This is a genomic window from Flavobacterium ajazii (assembly GCF_010614725.1).
In the GTDB taxonomy this organism is placed as follows: domain Bacteria; phylum Bacteroidota; class Bacteroidia; order Flavobacteriales; family Flavobacteriaceae; genus Flavobacterium; species Flavobacterium ajazii.
Genome location: NZ_JAAEHL010000001.1, coordinates 274,941 through 298,877 on the forward strand (window position 1 = coordinate 274,941; position 23,937 = coordinate 298,877).

At 33.9% G+C, this 23,937-nt stretch carries 14 protein-coding genes and 2 pseudogenes; 15 read left to right on the top strand and 1 reads right to left on the bottom strand.

What is annotated here, in order from left to right:
- Positions 1-7: 7 nt before the first annotated feature.
- From GWR14_RS01065 to GWR14_RS01130, 13 genes and pseudogenes are all read left to right on the top strand, one after another.
- Positions 8-1,969, top strand: a complete 1,962-nt coding sequence (locus GWR14_RS01065) for a protein-disulfide reductase DsbD family protein (protein ID WP_163407100.1) — start codon at positions 8-10, stop codon at positions 1,967-1,969.
- Positions 1,970-2,030: 61 nt separating this feature from the next.
- Positions 2,031-3,095: a TlpA disulfide reductase family protein gene (locus tag GWR14_RS01070; RefSeq protein WP_163407101.1), complete on the top strand. Its 1,065-nt coding sequence runs from the start codon at positions 2,031-2,033 to the stop codon at positions 3,093-3,095.
- 27 nt (positions 3,096-3,122) lie between these two features.
- On the top strand, positions 3,123-4,415 hold the full coding sequence (locus GWR14_RS01075) for a TlpA family protein disulfide reductase (RefSeq protein ID WP_163407102.1): 1,293 nt from the start codon (positions 3,123-3,125) through the stop codon (positions 4,413-4,415).
- A gap of 41 nt (positions 4,416-4,456) precedes the next feature.
- Positions 4,457-5,878 carry a TlpA family protein disulfide reductase gene (locus GWR14_RS01080; RefSeq protein ID WP_163407103.1) on the top strand — a complete coding sequence of 474 codons (1,422 nt, stop codon included), beginning with the start codon at positions 4,457-4,459 and terminating at the stop codon, positions 5,876-5,878.
- A gap of 134 nt (positions 5,879-6,012) precedes the next feature.
- A complete protein-coding gene (locus GWR14_RS01085) occupies positions 6,013-6,477 on the top strand; it encodes a protein-disulfide reductase DsbD domain-containing protein (protein WP_163407104.1) in 465 nt (154 codons plus the stop codon).
- 865 nt (positions 6,478-7,342) lie between these two features.
- A complete protein-coding gene (locus GWR14_RS01090; protein WP_163407105.1) occupies positions 7,343-7,897 on the top strand; it encodes an RNA polymerase sigma-70 factor in 555 nt (184 codons plus the stop codon).
- A 222-nt stretch (positions 7,898-8,119) separates the two neighbouring features.
- Complete coding sequence (locus GWR14_RS01095; protein WP_163407106.1) at positions 8,120-9,340, top strand: FecR family protein; 1,221 nt, start codon at positions 8,120-8,122, stop codon at positions 9,338-9,340.
- 31 nt (positions 9,341-9,371) lie between these two features.
- Positions 9,372-12,998, top strand: coding sequence for a SusC/RagA family TonB-linked outer membrane protein (locus GWR14_RS01100; protein WP_246236250.1), 3,627 nt, complete (start codon positions 9,372-9,374; stop codon positions 12,996-12,998).
- 11 nt (positions 12,999-13,009) lie between these two features.
- Positions 13,010-14,536 (top strand): RagB/SusD family nutrient uptake outer membrane protein, encoded by a 1,527-nt coding sequence (locus GWR14_RS01105; protein ID WP_163407107.1) that lies wholly within the window; start codon positions 13,010-13,012, stop codon positions 14,534-14,536.
- A gap of 231 nt (positions 14,537-14,767) precedes the next feature.
- On the top strand, positions 14,768-16,333 hold the full coding sequence (locus tag GWR14_RS01110; protein ID WP_163407108.1) for a hypothetical protein: 1,566 nt from the start codon (positions 14,768-14,770) through the stop codon (positions 16,331-16,333).
- Between the two features lie 15 nt (positions 16,334-16,348).
- On the top strand, positions 16,349-16,861 hold the full coding sequence (locus tag GWR14_RS01115; protein WP_163407109.1) for a protein-disulfide reductase DsbD domain-containing protein: 513 nt from the start codon (positions 16,349-16,351) through the stop codon (positions 16,859-16,861).
- 139 nt (positions 16,862-17,000) lie between these two features.
- Positions 17,001-19,643, top strand: a pseudogene (locus GWR14_RS01125) (M16 family metallopeptidase).
- Between the two features lie 233 nt (positions 19,644-19,876).
- Positions 19,877-20,875 (top strand): TlpA family protein disulfide reductase, encoded by a 999-nt coding sequence (locus tag GWR14_RS01130; protein ID WP_163407112.1) that lies wholly within the window; start codon positions 19,877-19,879, stop codon positions 20,873-20,875.
- Between the two features lie 786 nt (positions 20,876-21,661).
- Here GWR14_RS01130 and GWR14_RS01135 read toward each other — a convergent pair.
- Positions 21,662-21,989 (bottom strand): annotated as a pseudogene (locus GWR14_RS01135) (JAB domain-containing protein); the annotation flags it as partial.
- Here GWR14_RS01135 and GWR14_RS01140 point away from each other — a divergent pair.
- Positions 21,973-22,743 (top strand): hypothetical protein, encoded by a 771-nt coding sequence (locus GWR14_RS01140; protein WP_163407113.1) that lies wholly within the window; start codon positions 21,973-21,975, stop codon positions 22,741-22,743. The pseudogene GWR14_RS01135 and the gene GWR14_RS01140 sit on opposite strands and share 17 nt — an antisense overlap.
- Before the next feature lie 593 nt (positions 22,744-23,336).
- Complete coding sequence (locus GWR14_RS01145) at positions 23,337-23,891, top strand: fasciclin domain-containing protein (RefSeq protein ID WP_163407114.1); 555 nt, start codon at positions 23,337-23,339, stop codon at positions 23,889-23,891.
- Positions 23,892-23,937 lie beyond the last annotated feature (46 nt).

The following is a 23,937-nucleotide window of genomic DNA, read 5'->3' on the forward strand; positions in this document are numbered from 1 at the left end:
TAATCTCATGAAAAAACTATTATTTGTATTTTCTTTTCTTTTTGTTTCCTTATGCAACTCTCAGATTCTGGAGCCTGTTAAATGGACAACTTCAGTTGAGAAAATATCTGATACCGAATATAAATTAACCGCAAAAGCCACCATCGAAGCCGGCTGGCATGTGTATTCACAAAATGTTCCTGAAAACGGACCTTCACCTACAAGTTTCATATTTGACGACCAGGGCGGAGCGTTTAAAATTATAGGCAATACTATCGAAGGAGAGGGGCATACCGCTTTGGATCCTGTCTTTAAAAAGACGATTAAATATTTTGAAAACACCGCAGTTTTTGAGCAGAAAATAGAGGTATCAGGAACCAAAAACAGCTTAACGGCTTTAGTTGAGTTTATGGCCTGCGATGATTCAAAATGTTTACCTCCAACAGAAGTTGAACTTACTTTTGATCTGGCTTCTGGTGCTTCTGGCAAAAAAGAAACAGCAGATAAGGCAACTACTTTAGCTTCTGAGGATAAAGGAGTAGACACAGAAAAAGGATTAATTACTATTTTCTTTTTAGCCTTTCTATCTGGATTTGCAGCGCTTCTGACTCCGTGTGTTTTTCCGATGATTCCAATGACGGTGAGTTTTTTTACTAAACAAAGTAAAAATAAAGCGCAAGGTATTCGCAACGCGGTAATTTATGGTCTTTCTATTATCATTATTTACGTTTTGCTGGGATCCATTGTAACGGCCGTTTTTGGCGCAGATTCTTTAAATGCGCTTTCAACGAACGTATGGTTCAATGTGATCTTTTTTCTCATTTTAGTGTTTTTTGCGATTTCTTTTCTGGGTGCATTTGAAATTGTGTTGCCGAGTTCTCTTGCCAATAAAGTAGATTCTCAGGCAGACAGGGGAGGAATGATAGGGATTTTCTTCATGGCCTTGGCTTTGGCTATCGTATCCTTTTCTTGTACAGGTCCAATTGTGGGAACACTCTTAGTTCAGGCAGCTTCCAAAGGGGGTATTGCACCAATAGTAGGAATGCTGGGTTTCTCTACAGCAATAGCGCTTCCGTTTTCTTTGTTTGCTGCTTTTCCGGGATGGCTTAATGCGTTACCTAAATCTGGTGGATGGCTGAATACAGTAAAAGTGGTACTAGGTTTTCTTGAGCTGGCCCTGGCATTTAAGTTTTTATCGAATGCTGATTTGGTAATACAAACTCATCTTTTGGAACGTGAAGTATTTCTGGCGATCTGGATTGCTATTTTTGGAGCACTAGCTTTTTATCTGTTTGGCAAAATTACGCTTCCTCATGATTCACCTCTGAACCATATTTCGGTGGGAAGACTAAGCCTTGGACTTGTAGTTCTTTCTTTTACCATTTATATGATTCCGGGACTTTGGGGTGCTCCACTTAATTTGATTAGTGCTTTCCCTCCTCCGCAACAATATAGTGAGTCTCCATACGGAGTCGGTGGATCAAAAGCATCGGGAACAGCAGATAATGCAAGCACACACGGAGATCTTCCTGATGGAGCTCATTTACTTGCTCCTCATGATATCATGGCTTTTGATGATTATGATAAAGGAATGGCTTACGCAAAAAAAGCAGGCAAACCGGTAATGATAGATTTTACAGGTTGGGCATGCGTAAACTGCAGAAAAATGGAGCAGAATGTGTGGCCGGATCCCAAAGTATTAAAAATACTGAAAAATGATGTGGTTTTGATTTCACTTTACGTGGATGATAAAAGAAAACTGGAAGCCGATGAAATTGTCGATTCTCAGCTTAATCCAGGAAAAAAATTGAAATATATCGGACAGAAATGGAGTGAAATGCAGACCCTTAGATACAAAGCTAATTCACAGCCTTTTTATGTACTTATGGATAGCAATGAAAACAACCTTGTCGAACCGGTGGCTTATACGCCAAATGTTGAGGATTACCTAAACTGGCTCAATACAGGTATCAGTAAGTTCAAACAGTAAAAAAAAGCTTCTTTTTCAATTTAAAAACAGAGTTGTATAATTTATTTAAAATAATAAGAACATGAAAAAAATAGCAATTGTAATGCTTGGAATCATATTAAAGACTTCAAGTTTAAGTGCACAATCATCTTATACTATTAAAGGAAGTATCCCTTCAAACATCAAGGCTGTAAAAGCCGTATTGTCTTATCCGCCTGATGAGGGATTTGAATACATATCCGATACGGCTAAAGTTGTAAACGGTGAGTTTGAATTTAGGGGAAAAGTTCGCAGACCGCAGCTGGCGGAAGTGAATTTGATTCAATCCAAGCCAGTAAAGGAAGATGCTGCAAACAACATGAAAAACGTAGCCCTTGTTTATTCAGATGGAGATATCAGGATAACTTTTGATAAGGACGGCATGGCAGCTTATCAAGGTGGTAATATTGAGCAAAAGTATTGGGAGAAATACCAAAAAAAACTTCTTGATGAGCAGAAAAAATTAGGTGGCAAGCAGATTGAAATGAGTAATATTCTGCAGGTCATCAATGATTTTGTTCTAGATAATCCGGATTGCTACGTAAGTGTTGATTTGATAGATATTTTTGTTCAGGGTGCCATGCAGCCGAGATTGGTGAAACCAATGTATGATGCTTTAAGCAGCCGAATGAAAAATGAACCAAAAGTAATTGCGTGGAAAAAACGTTTAGACGATGCATTAGTTTTTCAGTCCGGAACAATTAAAGCGCAGGACTTCACAATGAATGATGCAAATGGCAATCCGGTAACCTTGTCAAAATATAAAGGACAATACGTACTGCTGGATTTCTGGGCAAGCTGGTGTGTGCCGTGCAGAGCTGAAAATCCGAATGTTTTGGCTGCTTATAATAAATTTAAAGGTAAAAACTTCACCATTTTGGCAGTCTCACTTGATGAGAAAAAAGCAGACTGGCTGAAAGCCATAAAAGAAGATAAACTGCCATGGCTGCAATTATGTGATTTAAAAGGTGGTGAGAATGCAGCTGCGGTACTCTACAAAGTAAGCATGGTTCCTGATAATTTTTTAATTGATCCAAATGGGAATATCGTTGATAGAGGCCTAAGAGGTGAGGAATTGGAAAAGAGACTTTCTGAATTATTAAAGTAACGGTCGTTAAACTAAAACAATATAAATATGAAAAATATATTTTTTTTGATGCTAATGGTACAAACCATTTTTGCTCAGCAATCTGTAAAAAGCAAATATAGTATTGACGATTTTATTTTGATCGAGAGTGTTGAAGATCAAGAAAAACAATACAATAAAATGCTTAAGGAATTTTCTAGTGATCCGACAAATGTATCTGCTAGCAATGATTTTAGAGCCGAACTTGCAGTTCAGTGGCTGGCACAGGGAAATGTAGAACGTTATCGATATTATAAAAAAAGTAATCCCCGATTTTCTGCACGTCAATTTATGTATCTGGTAAGTGCGCTTGAGAAATTATTTGATGAAAAGAAAAAGTATAATGATGTTAAGGATATTTCAGCGGAACTTTTAGAAGATTTGGAAAATCAAAAATTAGAGGATGGAGTCAGCAGGACACCCGTTCTTATGGAATTGAATGCGGCATCTAATGCTATGCTTGGAAATATTCAGATTGCTCAAGAATTAATTGAAAAATCATCCAAAGATCAAGGAAGTTCTGCTCGGGAAATAAAATATTTTAAAGATATGCAGGCAAACTATTTAAACCGTTATGCCATTGTCATGTCTGCTGCCGGTAACCATCAAGCTGCTTATGATATACTATATAAAGCCTTAAAAGAAGCTGAATCAAATCCATATATGATTCCAACTTTTAAAGAAGTTTATAAAAAATTAAAGGGTACCAGCAAAGGTGCCGACGAACTTATAAATAGCCTTCAAAAGGATGCTTATGAAAAATATTATAAAGAAGTTGAGGCAAATTATATTTCATCCCCTCAAAAAAAACTTGAAGGCACAATTCCAGACCCCGAAGATAGCAGCAAAAATGTAACATTATTTAGTGCTGATAAACAAGTATACGATATAGCATTACAAAATTTAAATGGTATTCCGGTTAATTTAAGTGATTATAAAGGAAAAGTGTTGGCAATAGATTTTTGGACTACATTATGTACACCATGTGTTTCTGCATTTTACGGTTTTGAGAAAGTAATAGCAGATTACAAGAAAAATGACTTTAAAATGTTTGTCATAAATATATTTGAAACAGAACCGACAGTAAAAGCCTATGTTAAGCAAAAAGGTATTACTCTTGATGTTTTAAGAGATGAAGAAAATACGGCATATAATATACAAGGAACACCAACTAAAATAATTTTTGACCCTACAGGGAATATTCGTTTCTACGCTGTTGGGTATGCAGGATCAACTGATAGGGAATATTACAAGCTTAAAGCTATGATAGAAATTACAAAAAAGCGTTCAATTAAAATATAAACCAGGGTTCACATATTCGCAATAGAAAACAAAATATAGTTATGAAAATAATTTTTTTTATCCTTTTAATCCTATGTACTTTAAATGTACAGGCTCAGGAGAATCAAAATGATGAGTCTAAGTTAGCATCGTTACAAAACGAAAAAAATCCAGTGGTGCTTCAGAGTAAAATCAAAAATCTAGAACAGGGTACCTCAGAAGATTTACTAGTATTAGTTCAATATTACAGTAAAGATAAATCAAAAAAAGCTGCTGCAATAAAATTAGTTAATGACAAGTATCCAAACAGTAATGAGGCAAAGATGGCAAGATTGTTCTCTTTTTCAGATATAACAGGGGGCGCAAATGATATAGAAGTACATTTTAAATCGTTACAAAAAACATATCCTACCCTAAATATGGATTTTGAGAAAAATTTTGTAGCTATGGCGTATGCAGAACTGCCAGATGCTTCCAAAATGATGGCTTACATCAACTCGATAGAAGACCAAGTCTATAGAGTGGGGGCAATAAAAATGAACATTGATTTATTGATACCTATAGATTTTGAAAAATCTTTGCAAATACTTACGGCAGAATTAGACAGTGCACAAAAAATCAAAAACTTAACGGTTGTCGATAGTTCATTTAAAATTGATCCTCAGCCCGTTTATTATGAATATGTAGATCTGTATGCTAAGTTGCTTCTAAAGAAAGGCAATTATAAAGAGTCATATAAATATACTAAAGAAGCTTATGACAATCTTGAAAATAAAGATAAAGAACTAAAAGAAAATTATGCATTATTGTCCTCAATATTTGATGCAAATTATCAAGAATCCCTGCCCATTTTAGCTAAGGCTATTCAAGATGGAAACAATAGTAAAGAATATCTTGAAGAGGTAAGAAAAGCTTATGCAAAATTATATCCTGATAAAGACGTCAATGCTTATTTAAGTACTTTACAGCAAGGATTTGTTAATAAAATTAAATCTAAAGTAGAAAAACTTTTAATTAATGAAAAAGCCCCTGATTTTTATGTGACAGATGTAGATGGTAAAAAAGTGATTTTGGCTGATTTTAAAGGAAAAACTATTGTGTTAGATTTTTGGGCTACCTGGTGTGGTCCTTGTGTAGCTTCATTTCCAGCAATGAAACTCGCAGTAAATAGATATTCTAACGATTCAGAAGTGAAATTTCTATTTATTCATACATGGGATAACGTTCCACACCCATTAATTGACGCAAAACAATTCCTCAGTAAGAGAAACTATAGTTTTGATTTATATATGGATTTAGTTAATCCAAATACTAAACGTCCTCCTGCAGCTTCATCTTTTAAGATAGATGGAATTCCGGCTAAATTTATAATTGACAGCAATGGCATGATACGTTTTAAAGTATCAGGTTTTGAGGGAACAGATGAAGAAGTTGCTGAAGAAGTTGTACAAATGGTAGAATTAGCTCGCGGAAAAGATAATTAACAGATACTGATTAAGAAAAAAAAAGTTTTTTTTTCTTAATCAGTATCATTTCATTGAATGTGCGGCGAAATGTTGTAAAACGACATAATTGAATTGACAAAATAATATATATCTATTAATACTTAAGTTAGCAAATGAAAAAGCTACTATTTGTTATTGTGCTGTTTTGCTGTGTGTTTACGGTTTTTTCTCAGAAAAACCATCCCGTTTCATGGTCATTTGAAAAGCAAATTATTACGGCTGATTCCTTTAATTTGGTCATAACAGCGGTTATCAATGCACCATGGCATATTTATCCCTTGAAAGAATCAGGCGGTTCTTTAGGTTTGCCAACACAAATTATTTTTGAAGAAAATAGTAATATAGAATTAATTGGAGAAATTGAAGCTAAATCGGCAGATCAGGATAGTAAGCCGAACGCGCCTTATTTTTCTAAGGGCGCTATTTTTATTCAAAAGTTAAAACTTAAATCTAAGACAGCTTCGAGTTTAAATTTTAAAATAAAATATATGGCATGTACTAATGCTATGTGTTTGCCACCTACGACAAAGCAATTTACGGTTGAATTTACAGAGAAGGATTTTAAAAAAGATAATTGAGTAAAAGAATAAATAAGGGTTTTCTTAAATTAAACTGATGTAAAATTAGCAGAGATAAAATCATCTGTTTTATTGGTTTAATTTTTAGTTTTAGGTCATTGGCATACCTTGTTCTAATGTTACAGGAATTCATACCTATTATCATGCAATTGCAGCTTTGATGTACAAACAGAAAATTACAAAGAAATGGTTTAACCTTTTAAATATAATTAACATGAAAGCATTGAAATTATTTAAAAAGTATTGGAGAAAGCAGAAAAATTTCAGACAATTCACTAAAAGTGAAATACTGCAAGTAATTCGTCAGGAATCCTCGGTTGTCAATAATTCTATATTTATAAAATGAATGCAGTGAGCATTATATTAATTACAGGTTTATCAGAATAAGGATTAATAGATTTACAGTTCTTTTTACAATTTAATAGTTAGTCTTTCATAATATTTTATTTTAGAAGTTACATTGTTGATTTATTCATTGAAAGACCAAAAAGAGTTGTCGGGCTAGACAGCTCTTTTTTACATTTAAAAGATTAAAAACTCAATTGATAAAGAATGGAGATAAAAATAATTAGGTGAAATAAAAATAATTTAAAAATGAATATTGTTTAAATACTAAGCCAGCTAAGTCAATAAATCTTTAGCTGGCTTAGTATTTTCTAGTAGATAAATATTAACTCTAAGCTTGTCTTAGAATATAAAAATATAGTAAACAGTATAGCCGATTGCAATTTCTATAGCTCAAAGCCCATTGCCAAATGTCGATATTTTTTTATATCTCTAAAACCACTATCTTTGAAAAGCGTAATAACACAAAATTTTATAAATACCACCCATTTCACACTGTATTTTAACAGTGTAGACCAGTATGGCAGAAGTAAAAACATTATCAATTAAAGAATATAAAAACATTTATGAAACGATGTATGAAGTTCTGTGTTTATTTGCCAATAAATATGTTGATAATTTGGATCTGTCAAAAGATATTGTGCAGGATATTTTCATCAAAATCTGGGAAGAACAGACCCAGTTCCACGGCAGTGCCTATGTCAAGTCATTTTTATATACCGCTGTCCGCAACCGTTCTTTAGATTACCTTAAAAGCAAGCAGGTCAAAAGCACTTTCCTATTGTCTGATAAAGTCGACTTTGCAGATGTTGAGGCGGACCCTTTCTTTCTTCAGGAAGTGGCAATTGCCGAAACAGCAAATATTATTGATAATGCTATTGATACATTACCAGCCCAATGTGCCAAAATCATGAAATTAAGTATTAAAGGAAAGAGCAATCAGGAAATTGCTGATGATTTAAATCTTTCGCTTAATACTGTAAAGGTTCAAAAGAGTATCGCTTATAAAAAGCTTAAGCATTTATTAGGCAATTATTTTGTATTTATAGCTTTTGTGTTTGATATCCATAAGTAGTTTGTTAATTCCATGCAATTTTTAGGGCATACCTACCTTTAAAAAAAACAAGTTTTATTGTGTTTTTATGGTTATTTATTCTTAAAGGTGAAAATAGTTAAGTACTTTGCTTGAAAATGCCTCAGTAAAATCAGTGAATTTGAAAAAAAAATAAAAAAACTTCATTTTTTTTTAATACTCAGGTAATAATAAATCGTCATAGTATAAAAGACTTTTTCGACTATGAAGATATTAAATAAAATAATACAGCTTTCCAGTCAAATTGCGGTAGCAATTTTAAAGAATACTGCTTCTAAAGAACTTCATCATTCAGATCTGTTTACTAACGCCCAAAAAGAACATATACTTAAAGAGGTAACCGATCCTGAAAAAATAGAGGAGCGCAAAAAATTAAGGGCCTTAATCAATAAAAAAGATGATTGGAGAAAAATTCAATCCCAAATTAACAGACCAGTCTATTACCTAAACTATTTAAGATACGCCGCAGCCATATTGGTTTTGGCAGGTTTAGGTTTCTACTTCTATAACAATACACAAAAAACAATTTTAGATCCAGCCAATGCAGTAGTAACCACAACGGTTATTCAGCCTGGTAGTGATAAAGCCACTTTAGTTTTAGGCAATGGAAAAACTATTGTACTTGGTCAAGGGAATGTTTACAGCGCCAATGGTATTTCCGCTAATGATAAAATCATTACCTATGAGGCAAAAAGTAGTAAAATAGAGTATAATTATTTAACCATTCCCCGTGCCGGACAGTTTCAGCTACAATTGGCTGATGGCACAAAAGTATGGCTGAATTCCGATTCACAGCTTAAATTTCCCAATCACTTCGTTGATGGATTGCCCCGCAGTGTAGATTTGGTATATGGTGAAGCTTATTTTGAAGTATCGCCAAGCACTCATCATAGTGGATCTCACTTTATAGTTAAAACCAAAGGACAGCAAGTAGAGGTTCTGGGAACCGAGTTCAATATTAAGGCATATAATGATGAAACTTCTATCTACACTACACTTGTTCAGGGAAGTGTTGCTCTGAGCAATAAAAAGCATTATGAACTTTTAAAGCCCAACCATCAGTTAATAGTGAAGCTTAATGATCAAAGCATTGAAAACAGGGTAGTTAATGCTCAGAAAATCGTTTCATGGAAAGACGGAGTATTCAATTTTGAAAATCGTTCTCTTGAAGAAATAATGAAGGTACTAGGAAGATGGTATGACGTGAAGGTAGTATTTGACAATTCAAACATCAAAAACATGAAGTTCACGGGAGTTCTTAGAAAGAATCAGAATATTAATGATATTTTATTTACAATTAAAACCCTAAACAATATAGAGTATGAAATAAACCAAAAGACAGTAACCCTGGCCCAAAAAAATAAGAGAACTGAGGTTCGAATCTCTGACCAAACCAACCTCATATTCTCTTTAAACATTAATTAATTCAAACAAAAATTAATCAATAACCAAATTTATGAAAAAATCAACCATTGTTTCTTTTCCTGGCAGGGAAAAAATAATTATTTATCTTATGAGGACATTTATATTTCTGTTTTGTTCCACTGTTTTCGGTTTTGTGCCTTCAGATGTGTTTTCACAAAAAACAAAGGTGACAATTGATGCTGATAAGACTGTAACTGTAAATGAAGTTTTGGAAATACTTTCCAGTCAGACAGACTATAATTTTATTTTTGAAGCAAACTACTTCAAAAATGCCCCTAAAGTAAAATTGAAAAAAGGTACTGTAAATGCCAATGATCTGCTTGAAAAATGTCTGCCAGATAAAAGTTTTGATCTTACAATAACCAAAGACAATACCATTATTATTAAACCAAAAAGCAATATTTCTTCTGCTAAAAAGCCAATTGAAGCACAAAGAACCATTAAAGGAAAAGTTATAGATAAGAATGGTATGCCTCTTGTAGGAGCTACAGTAAAAATAAAAGGAAGTCAAACAGCTGTTGTTACTGATTTTAGCGGGCAGTACAGTATTGAAGGAAAAACTGATGATATCCTGATTATTTCATATCTTGGATTTGCAACACAGGAGATTAAAATTGACAATAAATCAGAGTTTAATGTGGTTTTGATTGAGGAATCCAACACTTTAAATGAAATTAAAATAGTATCTACCGGTTTTCAGGAAATTTCTAAGGAAAGAAGTACAGGATCTTACCAAAATGTGGGTAAAGAGCAATTAGAGAAACCTTCTTCAAGCATTGCGGAGCGATTAGTAGGCAGTATAGCTGGTATGCAGAGTAAGATCAACGCTGATGGCTCTATCGAATTCCAGATTCGTGGCCAGTCCAGTTTGTTTGCAGACGCACAGCCTCTTATTGTATTGGACGGTTTTCCAATAGAAGGAGGCTTCAATAGCATCAACCCGAACGATATAGAATCAGTTACTGTTTTAAAAGATGCGGCTGCAGCTTCTATATGGGGGGCAAAATCTGCAAACGGCGTTATTGTATTGACTTCTAAAAAGGCTAAAAAGGGACAAACCAAAGTTTCTTTCTCTTCTTTTATGAGGATATCGCCTAAATTGGATGTTGATTATGCTACGAGTTTAGCTTCGTCAAAAGAAACAATTGAGTACGAGCAAATGGCTTTTGATACGGATAATTTTTATGCAGGATGGCCTTATAGTGAATCTCCTACAGATTATTTCCCAAGATCATTGGCCATGACTGCAATGATCGAAGCCAATCTAGGAAGAATCTCTACTGCAGAAAGAGATGCTACACTAAATAGATTAGGTACTTTGAATAATAAGGATCAAATTGAGAAGTATTTATTGCAGACTCCAATTACCAGACAATATAATTTTAATATTGCCGGTGGCAGCGAGAAAATGAAAAACAATCTTTCACTATTGTATGAGGATAATAAGACCTTTTTCATCGGGGACAAATCCAGCAAATACCAAGTTGATTTTTCGAATGTTACTAACCTGAATAAATTTATAGATTTCAATTTTGCAGGAATGCTGCAATACAGGAATATTGATGCCAATTCGAGCAACAGTTTCCCTCAATACCTATATGGCGGTCAAAGCATGCTTGATGTTATCAAAGGTTTGGCTCCATGGGATATGCTGGTAGATGGAAATGGGAATTACACAGACATGTCGTATTTGAAATACTATATGCCTAATGTGAATGCTTTTTTCCCTTTAGATAAATTCGCATATTCAGATTGGTCGTATAATCCAATTACGGAAGTTCAGAATAGAGATTTTAATACAGAGCAATTAAACACCCGTATTCAGGCAGGATTGGATTTTAAAATTATCGATGGATTAACATTTAATTCCAAGATTCAATACCAAATTTTTAAAAGTGAAGCCAATAATTATTCAAGTGACAAAACATTTGCAGTTAGAAATTTTATAAATGCAAGTTCTGAATATTATTTTGATGATTCAAAACCAATACAAAACGTTCCTTCCGGAGGTATTTTGCAATCCAATACAATTAACAATCATTCCTACAATTTCAGGAACCAGCTTAATTTTAACCGAACGTTCAAAGATTTACACAGTATAAACTTTATTGCTGGTTCAGAAATTTCCAATTTGGTTGTTAAAACAATTCAATATCCGGACCAGTTCGGGTATGATCCGGAAAGACTGACAGGCTCACAGCTTTTAAATCCATACAATACGTCATATATGTGGTGGGGTGATCCACTGTCATATGCACAATATCTTTTTCCTTTTAATGTAGTTCCCGTTACTCAGCAGACGGAACGAACGACTCGTTATGTTTCAATGTTTTCTAATTTAGGATACACTTATGATAAAAGATATACCGTTACAGGTAGTTACCGTACCGATGCTTCCAATTTTATTACAGAGGATCCTAAAATGAGATACGATCCATTCTGGTCTGTTGGTGCCAGTTGGAATATAGCTAATGAAAATTTCTTAAGCAATAGTAATACTATCAATAGATTAATGCTGAGAGCTACATACGGATTTAATGGTAATCTTGATAATTCGATTTCTGTCAAACCGCTTTTAAGCAGAAATACAGCTTTAGATAATGTGACTTTAGAACCAAAATCCACTTTTGCAAGTTTTGGAAATCCGGATCTTCGCTGGGAGAAAACAGAAAATAAAAATATTGGGGTTGATTTTGGTCTATTTAATAATAAATTTTTTGGAAGTGTAGACCTATATCATAAAAGAGGTTATGACCTTATTGTGAATCAATCTATAGCTGCAGTGAATGGAACGACTTCACAAAAATTAAATAATGGGGAGATGATAAACAAAGGTATAGAAGTTATTTTGGGTACATCATTGCCAATTACCAAAAACATTGGTTGGGATGCCTCATTTAACTTTGCCTACAACAAAAATGAAATCACTGATTTTTTTGTAGACAGCTATTTTGATTACAATCTAAACGGAAGTAGTGGAGATCCTACCTATAGTTATGTGCAGGGATATAACGCCAATACCATCTGGTCGTATCAATATGCCGGTATGCATAATTTTGGTACAGAAGCCGACCCGAATATAAAACCAGCAGTTATCGGAGCAAATAATCAGCTTGTAAATATTACTTCATATGTTCCCGGGGATGCCAGAACCTTTTTAAAACCACAAGGGACTTCTGTTGCACCATATAACATAGGTATGCGAAATTCGTTTAAAATTTATGATTTTGATCTTTCGTTTATTGTTACAGCAAAATGGGGTCATGTATTCCGACGTCAGGGATTCAATTATCCAACAGGAACAGAAGGAAATTCTGGAGCTAACTCGAATTATAGCGAAGTTGTAAATAGTGATCCAAATCAGATAGTTCCAATTTCTACTGATGAGTTCAGGTATTTTTTCTACCCAAGATTAACAAATAATATGGATTATCTAACAGCTGATGCATCGCACATTCGTTTTCAGGAAGTAAATTTAACTTACTCATTAGATAAAAGAGTAATATCTATGATAGGGTTGGATTCATTCAATCTTTTTGTACAGGCTAATAATTTGGGGACTATTTTGTTCAATAAATATGGAGAGGATCCGGAATATCCTAGAGGAGGTTTAAAATTACAGCGCTCTTTGATTTTAGGCTTCAACTTTAATTTTTAATACAGACCGTCATGAAAATTTTTAAATATATACTAGTATTTGCTTTAGGTACCACTATAATAAGCTGTAATGACTATTTAGATGAAAGTCCTTCAAAAAATTCTGCAGTGGTTCCAACTACTATAGAAGATTTAGAAAGTCTTTTAAATAATTACAATCAGCTGTATAAAGAACCTTCATCAGAAGTGGTTTTCGGTTCTGATGATTTTGCAGTGGACGTTACTTTTTATCAAAATTTTAATCGATATTTATCATTGCAGGATCTTTATTCGGCAGTATGGGGTACTGAAAACCAGCCTTATATAACTTCTGCTTTTTGGAGCGGTGAGTGGAAAAAAGTATTTTATGCCAATATGATTCTGGAAACACTTCCTTCAGTTAGCGGTACAGCAGATGAAAAGGCCCAGTTGGAGGCGGAGGCACACTTTATAAGAGCTTACAGTTATTTTCAGCTGGCCAATGTGTATTGCCTGCCGTTTAGTTCTGAAAATATGGACGAGATGGGACTTCCGATCAAAACATCAGCCAGTTTTACTCAATCTTTGAAAAGAGCGACCCTAAAAGAGACCTGGGATTTTATGGCTGCTGATTTAGCTGCAGCATTAAAGATTACAAGACCTCTAGAGACTGTAAATGGATTAAAGAGAACATGGAGAGCCAGTACGGTTGCGGTAAAAGGTTTTGCAGCGCGATTTTATTTGGCCAAAAACGATTATACAAATGCTAAATTATATGCGGAACAAGCTTTGACTGAAGAAAGCTATCTACGCAATTACAATACCGAAATGCGTTACTCGACCATCCCGTCTTCGGTAACTATTTTTAATCCGACGCAGCAGATCTATAACATTCAGTATCCTTATACGCATGATGTGCAGTCTGATGCTACGGATAGATTGCAATGGGGGGAGTCCTATTTTTTTAGAGCTTTAGAAAATGGTTCATGGAATTATTATCCTTCACAAGATTTGCTGAATTGTTTTGATAAAACATACGATTTAAGATATAAATATCACATAGTTGAGGGGTATTCATACAGCCGTGGCGCCAATAATCCGGCTTACGATTATCCTGGTTATATCTTTTTCTATAAATCAGATATCTTAAATGGTCCGTCTGTTCCAGAGATGCTATTGATAAAAGGGGAATGTGAAGCTCGACAGGGACAATGGGCTCAGGGAATCCAAACTGTAAATCAATTGCGAGTGGCTAGAATCGATGCTTCTGCACCTGCCAATGTGCGTGATTTGAGTGCGACTTCTCAAAGCGATGCCCTTACAAAGATACTCTTGGAGAGAAGAAGAGAGATGCCATTTACAACCCGTTGGGCTGATATCAGACGTTTCAACAACAATGATTCTCCTGCTGATGATGTTGTAATTTCTAGAACCTTTTTCCCATACTCAGCATCAGGTATTACAGGCACAGGAGCTCCTGTTAATTATACTCTGGAGTTAAAATCAAGAAAGTTTGCAAGACCAATTCCTAATACTGAAATAGTTTCTTCTCAGAATGTAATTATTCAGAATAAATACTAACTGAATTGTAATAATTCAAATACGGTATGATATGATACCGTATTTGAATTAAACTTTGAACTATCCAAAAATAATATTTAACCAGATTTTTATTGCTTAATAAAGAGTTTAATATAGAGAATAACTCAAGTTGATGGTTTGTTCTAAATGAGATGTAATCTTTTTAATCTGTGGCTTTAAGTAAATTTTAAAACGCTTTGCGGATATTCTTAATTAAAAATAACAAATAATATGAAAACGATTTTTAGAATGCTGGTCATAGGATTATGTCTGTCATCAGTAGATTCATTTAGTCAGGAAAAAGAAAACATAAAAGTCTTGTATATCGGCTATAGTAAAGATAAGCCAATTCCTAATGCGGAATCTACTTCAGTTAATGGCGGTATGACAAAAGAAAAATTTATAGAAGGATATGGAAAAAGAAGCGTAGCTTTTAAAAATCTTCTGGAAAAATATTTTACAATTGTAGCTATAGTTGATCCGCGCGATTATAAAGAAGCTATGTCAAAGAACTATGATGTCACCATATTTGATGAAGTGCCTTCAAAAATTAAAGACAGGGTTATACACAATGATCCTGTAACAGGCGAAATTGCAAGTATAGAACCAACGCAATATTTGAGTAATGAATTTAATAGCTCCTCTATTTTTATAGCGCATACCGCTTCAGTTATAGGCAGCAGTTTAGGTTCTAAATTAGACTGGTATTGCCTTTGCCTAGACAGGCATGCGCACCATATCAAAACGAATCATGAAATCTTTAAAGGCCCTTTTAAAACTGCTTTAACCCTGCAAAATCTGCCAACGCCTTCTGGTGTACTTGAAGCTTATGATGGACTTGATGAGCCTGCTGAAATACCAATGTGGGAAGTGGATAAAGTCGGTTATCAGAACAGTAATGGGGTTCGAATTGGTATGGTTGCCCGCGGATGGGGTTTTGAAGATGCACCCAATTCTGAAATCATATCCGGTGGGGTTTCTTCTAAACAAAAAACAGCAGTGGCGCTAGGTAGACATGGCAATTTCTTTTTATGGGGATTTGCAGGATCACCAGATGATATGACTGATGAAGCTAAAATCGTTTTTGCAAATACGGTGGCTTATATGAACAAACATAAAAAGGACCAGTTAATTGTAAGGAAGTATAATGAACGTATTGCTACAAAAGAATTTATTGATGAATTAGAGTTTTATACCACTGCCAAATCGTTCGAGTCTTACCGTGATGCAATGATAAAATATGGAGAAAAAGATAAAGCTGATAAATTAAAAATACAGGCTAAAATTGATCGTGGCGAGGAATTGAGCGAGGATGATAAAATTATTTTTGAAAGCCAAGCAGCTCCAATACCAACTCGAAAAGAGTATCTTGAGAAAATGGTAAGCAGACTGCCTTGGGCAAAAAGTATGGGTATAGATACCTTGCAAATAAGAAGTTTTTTAAAAGAAAACAGACCCTATTTTTATTCTGAACCTGAGGCTTCTTACGATCTTGTTGTAGATGAAGATATCAAAAGCCTAAAAATTGCCAATACAGATGTAAAAGTTTTAGACAAAGCGATCAAACTTTTAGAAGAAGGCAAAGATGTGCAGAAAGGAAAAAGAATTTTACTCCGCTATACGTTAGAGAATTTCAGTTTGCCAAAGGAATGGCGCAGCTGGTATTCAAAAAACAGAAAAGATCTGTTATTTACCCAGGTCGGCGGTTACATCTGGATCAATAAAGATGAAAATAAAAATCCTAAAATCAGACCAAGGAGTGAAGCTGATATAAAAGAGTTGACAAAGTCCATATAATTTAAAATTAAAAAAATGAACGTAAAATGTTATCTAATAGCCTGTTTATTTGCTGTAAAAATGTGCTGGGGACAGGATTTTACAGTACAGCCCAAACTAAAAGCGGAAGCTTTAGAAAAAGTGAAATCATTGAAAACGGAAATAACAAATGATTTAAACCCCGTTGAGGTAAATGCAGATGTAGTTTGGTCTGAAGATAAAACACAATTGGCTGTTGTTCTTAAAGCTTCCATTAATGCAGGCTGGCATATTTATGCTTTTGTTCCTGATACAGAACCTTATGTTGTTACAGAAGTACAATTTGATGTTCCTGAAGGTTTTACAAAATGTAAGAAAGTAGAATATTCTCGAAGTAAACCATACGATAACGGTGTTTATATTTATGAAGATCAGCCTTATTTTATACAGTATTATAAAATCGATACTATTAATAAAGGTATTGTAAATGCAGGTCTTTATTTTCAGGTTTGTGATGCACGTAAATGTTACCCTCCAGTATTAAAATCAAAAGAAATTACTCTAAATTAAAATGAAAAAAATACCTTTTTACAAAAGTGCTTTCATCATGCTGGCCATAGCTTCAGCGAATGCACAAACCACTCCTGCCAATTTCAAAAAAGTACAGGAATTAGGCGGAATTGAAGAATATCTTTATCAGCCAAACGGGATGAGCGTGCTTCTTTTACAGGATAATGCATCGCCGGTTGCAACGGTGCAGATTGTTTATCGTGTGGGCTCTAAACATGAAGTTTTAGGGAATACTGGATCAACACATCTTCTGGAGCATTTAATGTTCAAAGGCACACCGACTTTCAACAGAAAAAATGGGAATGCGATTTTTGATGTACTTCAGAATACTGGAGCTGAGATGAATGCTACAACCTGGTATGACCGCACCAATTATTATGAAACGCTTCCAAGCGATAAAATAGAATTGGCTATGCAGATCGAAGCGGATAGAATGCGTAATTCTTTATTAACCAAAGAAGACAAAGACGCCGAAATGACGGTGGTGAGAAATGAATTCGAAAGAGGTGAGAATAATCCAAACAGTGTTTTGGACAAAGAAATCTGGGCTTCGGCTTATATTGCTCATCCGTACCATCATTCGACAATCGGATGGAAATCGGATATTGAAAAAGCCCCAATTGAAGTTCTGCGTAATTTTTACAATACGTATTACTGGCCAGATAATGCGACTTTAACCATTATCGGTGATTTTAGAAAAGAAAATGTTTTTGGACTAATAGAAAAATACTTCGGAAAAATTACAAAAGCACCGCATGCAATGCCTCAGCCATATACGGAAGAGCCACAGCAATATGGAGCGCGTAAAATTGTTGTAAGCAAACCAGGTGAATTGGGTGTTGTCAATAAATCATATAAAATTCCTGGCGCACTGCATGAAGATCTTCCGGCTTTAAATATTTTGTGACAGATTATAGGCAATGGAGCATCAGCTATTTTGAACAAAACCTTTGTAGACACTGGTTTGGGAATTTATTCTTATGCGAGTGCAACGAACTTTAAAGAAGTTGGACTTTTTACCATAGGAGTTGGTTTTCCGACAACTTCAAAACACGAAGACATTGATGCAAAAATCAGCGAGGTCGTGGCTGGAATCCAGAAAAACGGTGTAAGTCAGGACGAAATAAACCGTGTTGTGGCAAATGTCAGTGCTCAGACTATTTTAGGGCGTGACGGTTCTGGTGCGATAGCTTCTGAATTGAATGAGGCAATTGCTTGTGGAGACTGGACTGAGTATGTTAAAGGAGTGGACAGATTGAAAAAAGTTGCGCCAGCCGATATCTTGCGCGTTGCCAATACATATTTAGTTGAAGACCAAAGTACAACAGGTTATTTTGTGCCAAAGCAGTCAGGTTCGCAGAATGAAGGCACTGCTCAGCCAAATAATTTTATGGAAAAGGAAGGTCCGTTTTACTACAGACATCCCGAATCAGACGGACATGCTCATGAGGAAAATACTTCAGCAGTTTCTTTGCCAGTTAAGAATAATTTGGAAGAAACGATTTCAACAACTGATATAGAAAAAACTGCTTCTGCTTTCAAAAGAGAAAAAGTAGCAGGAATTGATGTGGTTTCAGTAAAAACTTCGGCTAAAGATTTCGTAACCGTAGCGGCGAGCTTTTCATTAGGGAATTATGCCAGTGAAACTAAAAATGATGTTATTCCGGATTTAACAGTAGCAATGTTATCAAAGGGAACAACATTTAATGACAAGTTTAAGTTTTCGGAAAAACTGCAGAAATTAGGTGTGAACATTAATATTGACGCTTCGAAATTTAAAATCAATATCGGGTTCAAATGCCTGAAAAAAGATATGGATCAGGTGGTTGCTTTATTGGCTGAAGAGTTACGAAACCCATTGTTTGATGCAAAAGAATTCGAAAACTTAAAACAGCAGTTTATTGGTAATGTACAACAGATGCTAAATGATCCTGGAGAAAGAGGTAATATAGCTTTGTCTCAGGCGGTTTATCCAAAAAACAATCCAAATTATAGTTTGAGCATTGAAGAAACTATCGAAAATATAAAAAAAACAACTCTGGATGAAGTAAAAGCTTTCCATAGAAAGTATTTCGGAACAGCTTCTATGCGTTTTGTAATTGTAGGAGATACTGAGGGAGCAAATTTAAATGCTTCATTAAAAAAATCATTCAAAAACTGGAATGGCGGTGTAACGGAAAAATTAAAATTCGAAGAAGCTTCAAAAGCTGCAGCAAAAACAGAATTAATTACTATTCCGGAAAAACCAAGTGCCGAGTTATTTATTGGACAGTTTACAGGTTTAAAAAGAGCCGATGCCGATTATATTCCGTTTTATATAGCGAATTATGCGCTTGGCGGTGGTTTTGCAGGGCGTTTGATGCAGACAGTCCGTGACAATGACGGATTAACCTATAATATCGGATCAAGAATGGCAGGAAATAATGAAACAGGCGGTTACTGGTTTGTAAACGCATCTTTCAATCCGGATTTATTTCAAAAAGGACTTGATGCTACAATGGTTCAGGTAGATAAATGGGTTAAAGAAGGAGTTACAGCAGAAGAGCTTGAAAACAAGAAAGCCAATCTGATTGGAAGTTTTAAAGTCGGAATGGCAACAACAGACGGGATGGCTAAAACAATTTTAGGTTTTATTGAAAGGGGACTTGAACCAAGTTATATTGGCCAGTACCCTAAAGATATTGAAAAAGCGACTTTACAGCAGGTAAATGATGCGATTAAGAAGTATATCAAACCTGATAAAATGATTATCATCAAAGCAGGTACCCTAAAAGAAAAATAATTCAATTTTAACATACAATTACACTTTCTCGTTTCAATTGCACATTAGAAAAGTTTTCACATATACAAAAAAGAAAATTAGGTTAGAAATTTAATAGCATAGCCTTTTTTAAAATTTTGAATTAGTAAGCAGATGATAAAGGGGGCGGGGCTGCCCTCAAAGCAGCCCTTTTAATTAAACAAAAAATAATTATTTGAGAGTACCATTTAAAATGACTTAAGAAAGAAAGAAAAATGAAGAAAATATTTTTAATACTTGCAATAGCCATTATTATTGCAGCAGGGAAAAAGGCTACTTCTATGGAGTATGTTACCTTATCAGGAAAAATTGCCAATAGAAATTCAGATTCATTGATAATTGCACAAAACAAATTTGTTAAAACGATTAAAGTAGGAAAAGATGGTTCTTTTGCCGATACTTTAAAAGTAAAAGAAGGCGATTATATCCTTTTTGATGGGAAAGAAAAGACAAAAGTATATTTAAAGAACGGTTATGATCTAAAAGTTACTTTTGATGCAAAGCAGCTTGAGCAAACTATCAAATATGAAGGTAATGGCAGATTGGAGAACAATTACTTAGCGGATCGAACTCGTCTTGAAATAAAGACATTTGATTCTTCTTCTATGGATACTAGCAAGGCTGAGTTCGATAGTAAGATGCAAAGCGTAAAAGCGCAATTGAATACAATGCTTACAAGTTCAAAAGATATCGATCCGATTTTCGTTGAGGCCCAGAAAAAAAGTATTGAAAGTTTGGTAAAACTGATGAATTCGCTTTACGAAGAGAGGCAGAAAGTACTTACATTAAACGGCAAAATTTCACCAAAATTTATAAATTATGAAAATTTTACTGGAGGAGATGTATCGCTTGATGATTTAAAGGGAAAATATGTTTATATCGATTTATGGGCTACCTGGTGTGGTCCGTGCAGAAAAGAATTTCCATCTTTGAAAGAAGTGGAAAGCAAGTACCATGATAAAAACATTGTATTTGTCAGTATATCTATTGATAAGAAAAAAGACCATGAGAAGTGGAAAAAAATGGTAATTGACAGTAAACTTTCAGGTCTTCAGCTGTTTGCTAAAGAAGACCAGACTTTTATTAATGATTACATGGTTGAAGGTATTCCAAGATTTATTCTTATAGATCCAAAAGGAATAATTGTTTCAGCTGATGCGCCTCGACCATCTGAGAAGGAACTTATAGAATTATTGAATTCATTAAAAATCTAATTGTTTCTATCATAGAGTTTTTTGCTTGATTGGTGTTTTGCCTTAATACTATTTTAATGATAAGTGAACGAATGTTTAAAAAGATGCGATGAGATTTAACTCATTGCATTTTTTTTAGAAAAATAGTCAAATGAAAATATTATTCGAATGGTGACAAAGGGCACAATAAAATTTAATCTGGCTTTTTAATTCTTAAAATAAATCATTGGTTGTTAGTGATGTAATATGCAGTTGATGAGTATTCATTGTTGAGAATACATAGCTTTTTGAAGCCTGCTTAGTAGTATATTGAATTAAAAAAGGATAATTTATATATAATGAAAATAGACGATTATAATAATGAGAACGATTTTATAAAGGTTATAAAATTGTCTTATTTTATTATGATAGGATGAACTTCTGTACCTTTTTTTATCTTCTACTTGCAAAATATAATGTCCTTTATTAACAGCTGATAAATTTGAGCTCGTTTTTTTCCATTTTAATTAATTTCTGTTTGAAGTAGTGTTTTTGAGTTTAAATATTACTATTTATATATTCTATTTTGTAACTTAAAGCAATAATAAAAAACTATCAAAATAAAACTTCATAATTCTATTTTAAGTCGTTTTTATTTTGTTTCTATACAAAGAATCGTTTTTTAAAATATCATTCATTCTGAGTTCTTATTTAAATTTTAATGCTTTTTTATCCAAAATCAAAAAAAATGGCATATCGGCGTATTCACAATTGGCGGAACTATTTTTTAAACCGAATAAAAATAAATAAATAAAAAGAGTAGGGCACTTAAAAAGCGCCATCATCTGTAAAGGAATAATAGGATTCAGGAGTAATAATCAGTGAATCCAGAAGTTGATATCCAGAAGTTGATATCCAGAAGTTCTCCGGCCATCTTAACCTTATGTGTAGTTTGTTTGTCTGCTTCCGATGCAATAAGTTGTCCTGAAGGATGATTGTGAATCATTATCAAGGCGGTAGCATTGGCTTTTGGTGCAGCTGAGAAGATCAGACGAAGATCCACGACATTACCGGTAATGCCACCTGAGGAAATTTCATAAAGCCCTAAGGCTTTATTAGCCTGATTCAGGAATAGTATTTTGAATTGTTCAAATAGCGCATTAAGAGGTTTTATTATCTGTCCTAAGTGTCAAAAAAAGCTACAAGGCAGTAAATGCAAAGGAAGGCATAAACATTATTATTACTATCATTACGAAGCCTCTTGTAAATATAGGATCAATTCAGAAAACGCTAACAGGCTTTTTGTCGAAAATCTAAAAAAATACCAACCGATACCAGAGGTTAAGAAATTATATACTTCACTGCTTTATGAAACTCATCGTGATTTATCAAATAGTGCAGGTGAGCAAAAAAGAAGACTTGCTGAACAGATAAAAGATTATGAGATCAGATTAGGAAATGCTAGAGATCTTTTATTATCATTAAAAATTGATCCGGACGATTACAAAGTGATGAAAGAAGACTATCATGAACGAATTACAAATCTCGAACGAGAGTTATCGATGGTTGTCAATGAGAAGCATAGTATTGAAGAGCTACTAAACAAAGGCGTTGATAATCTTATTAAGCTTAATGAAACTTATGCAGACAGGGATTTATCAGACAAGAGGAGCTTAATTGGTTTAATTTATCCTGAAAATTTCACTATTCGAGAAAATAAAATACAAACCGCTAGAGTGAACAAAATTATTGAGTCTATATGTTTGATTAACAGAGAATTAAGAGCGAAAAAAAACGGAACAAAAGACGATTTTTATCTTTTGTCCCGTAGAGTGACCTCTACGATACAAATTCACACAAATTTCATGCAGGATTTAAAGAAATTAGCCTATTTTCAAGTGAATTTGTAAGATAATTGTTTTGTTTTTTAAATCAAAAGCGGTTTGTATGTCCTGTAGAGGTTAAAAGTTAAAAAATGTTAAAACAGAGGGATATTTAAATTTATTTAAGTTGTAATAATTTTTATAAAATTGTTGAAAATAAAATTTAGTATTGACTAAAGAAAACAAGTTAGTTTTTAGTAAAATTATAAAATAATGTGCAGATTATTCTAATCAAAATTTGGTAAGGATATTATAGTTTCCATAGTGCTTTAATATAATCAGAGTGAAATTTTGTTAGAGATTTTGATCTGCTAATTTTCTGTACAAATAAAAATGTTTAATTTAATTCATTTATTGTCGCTTGATTGGGGATAAAAATTGATTAATTCTATTAACGAAATTTTGGAAGATGCGGTTTTTAAAAGGCAATTTTTTTATTTAAAAAAATTTTGCCTAGAAAATATAGAAAATTTTTATTTTTATTTTTTGTCTGCTATACTATTGTTTTAAAGGAGCTTGCGTTTTTTTTTACTGATTTTCTTTAGCTGTATATTTTTTTCTTAAAACCATAAATCATTTTACAGCGTAGATGTCTTTATAACTTAAAAAAAAATGTAATTATGAAAACTAGAAAATTTTTAGCATTAGCAGTCTTAACATTGGGCTTCTGTTTTACGGTATCTGCGCAGAAAACAGTAATGGTAGGCGGAGCGGCCATGTATCCTAATAAAAATATTGTAGAGAATGCAGTTAATTCAAAAGACCATACCACTTTAGTTGCGGCTGTAAAAGCAGCTGATCTGGTAGAGACTTTGAAAGGGAAAGGGCCTTTTACCGTTTTTGCTCCAACAAATGAAGCTTTTGATAAACTGCCGCAAGGCACAGTTGAGACACTTTTAAAACCAGAAAACAAGAAAATGCTTCAAACCATCTTGACTTATCACGTGGTTGCTGGAAAGATGAATGCTTCTGATATTGCCAAAGTTATTAAAGCGGGCAAGGGAAAAGCGGTTTTAAAAACAGTAAGCGGAGGTTCTCTGACAGCATGGATGATGGGCAAAGATCTTTATATAAGCGATGAAAGCGGAAATAAAGCAAAAGTTACCATTTCAGATGTTAATCAGTCTAACGGAGTTATCCATGTGGTGGATACAGTGCTGCTTCCGAAAATGTAAGCAGTTTAAATGAATTTTTAAAAGCCTTGAGAAATCAGGGCTTTTT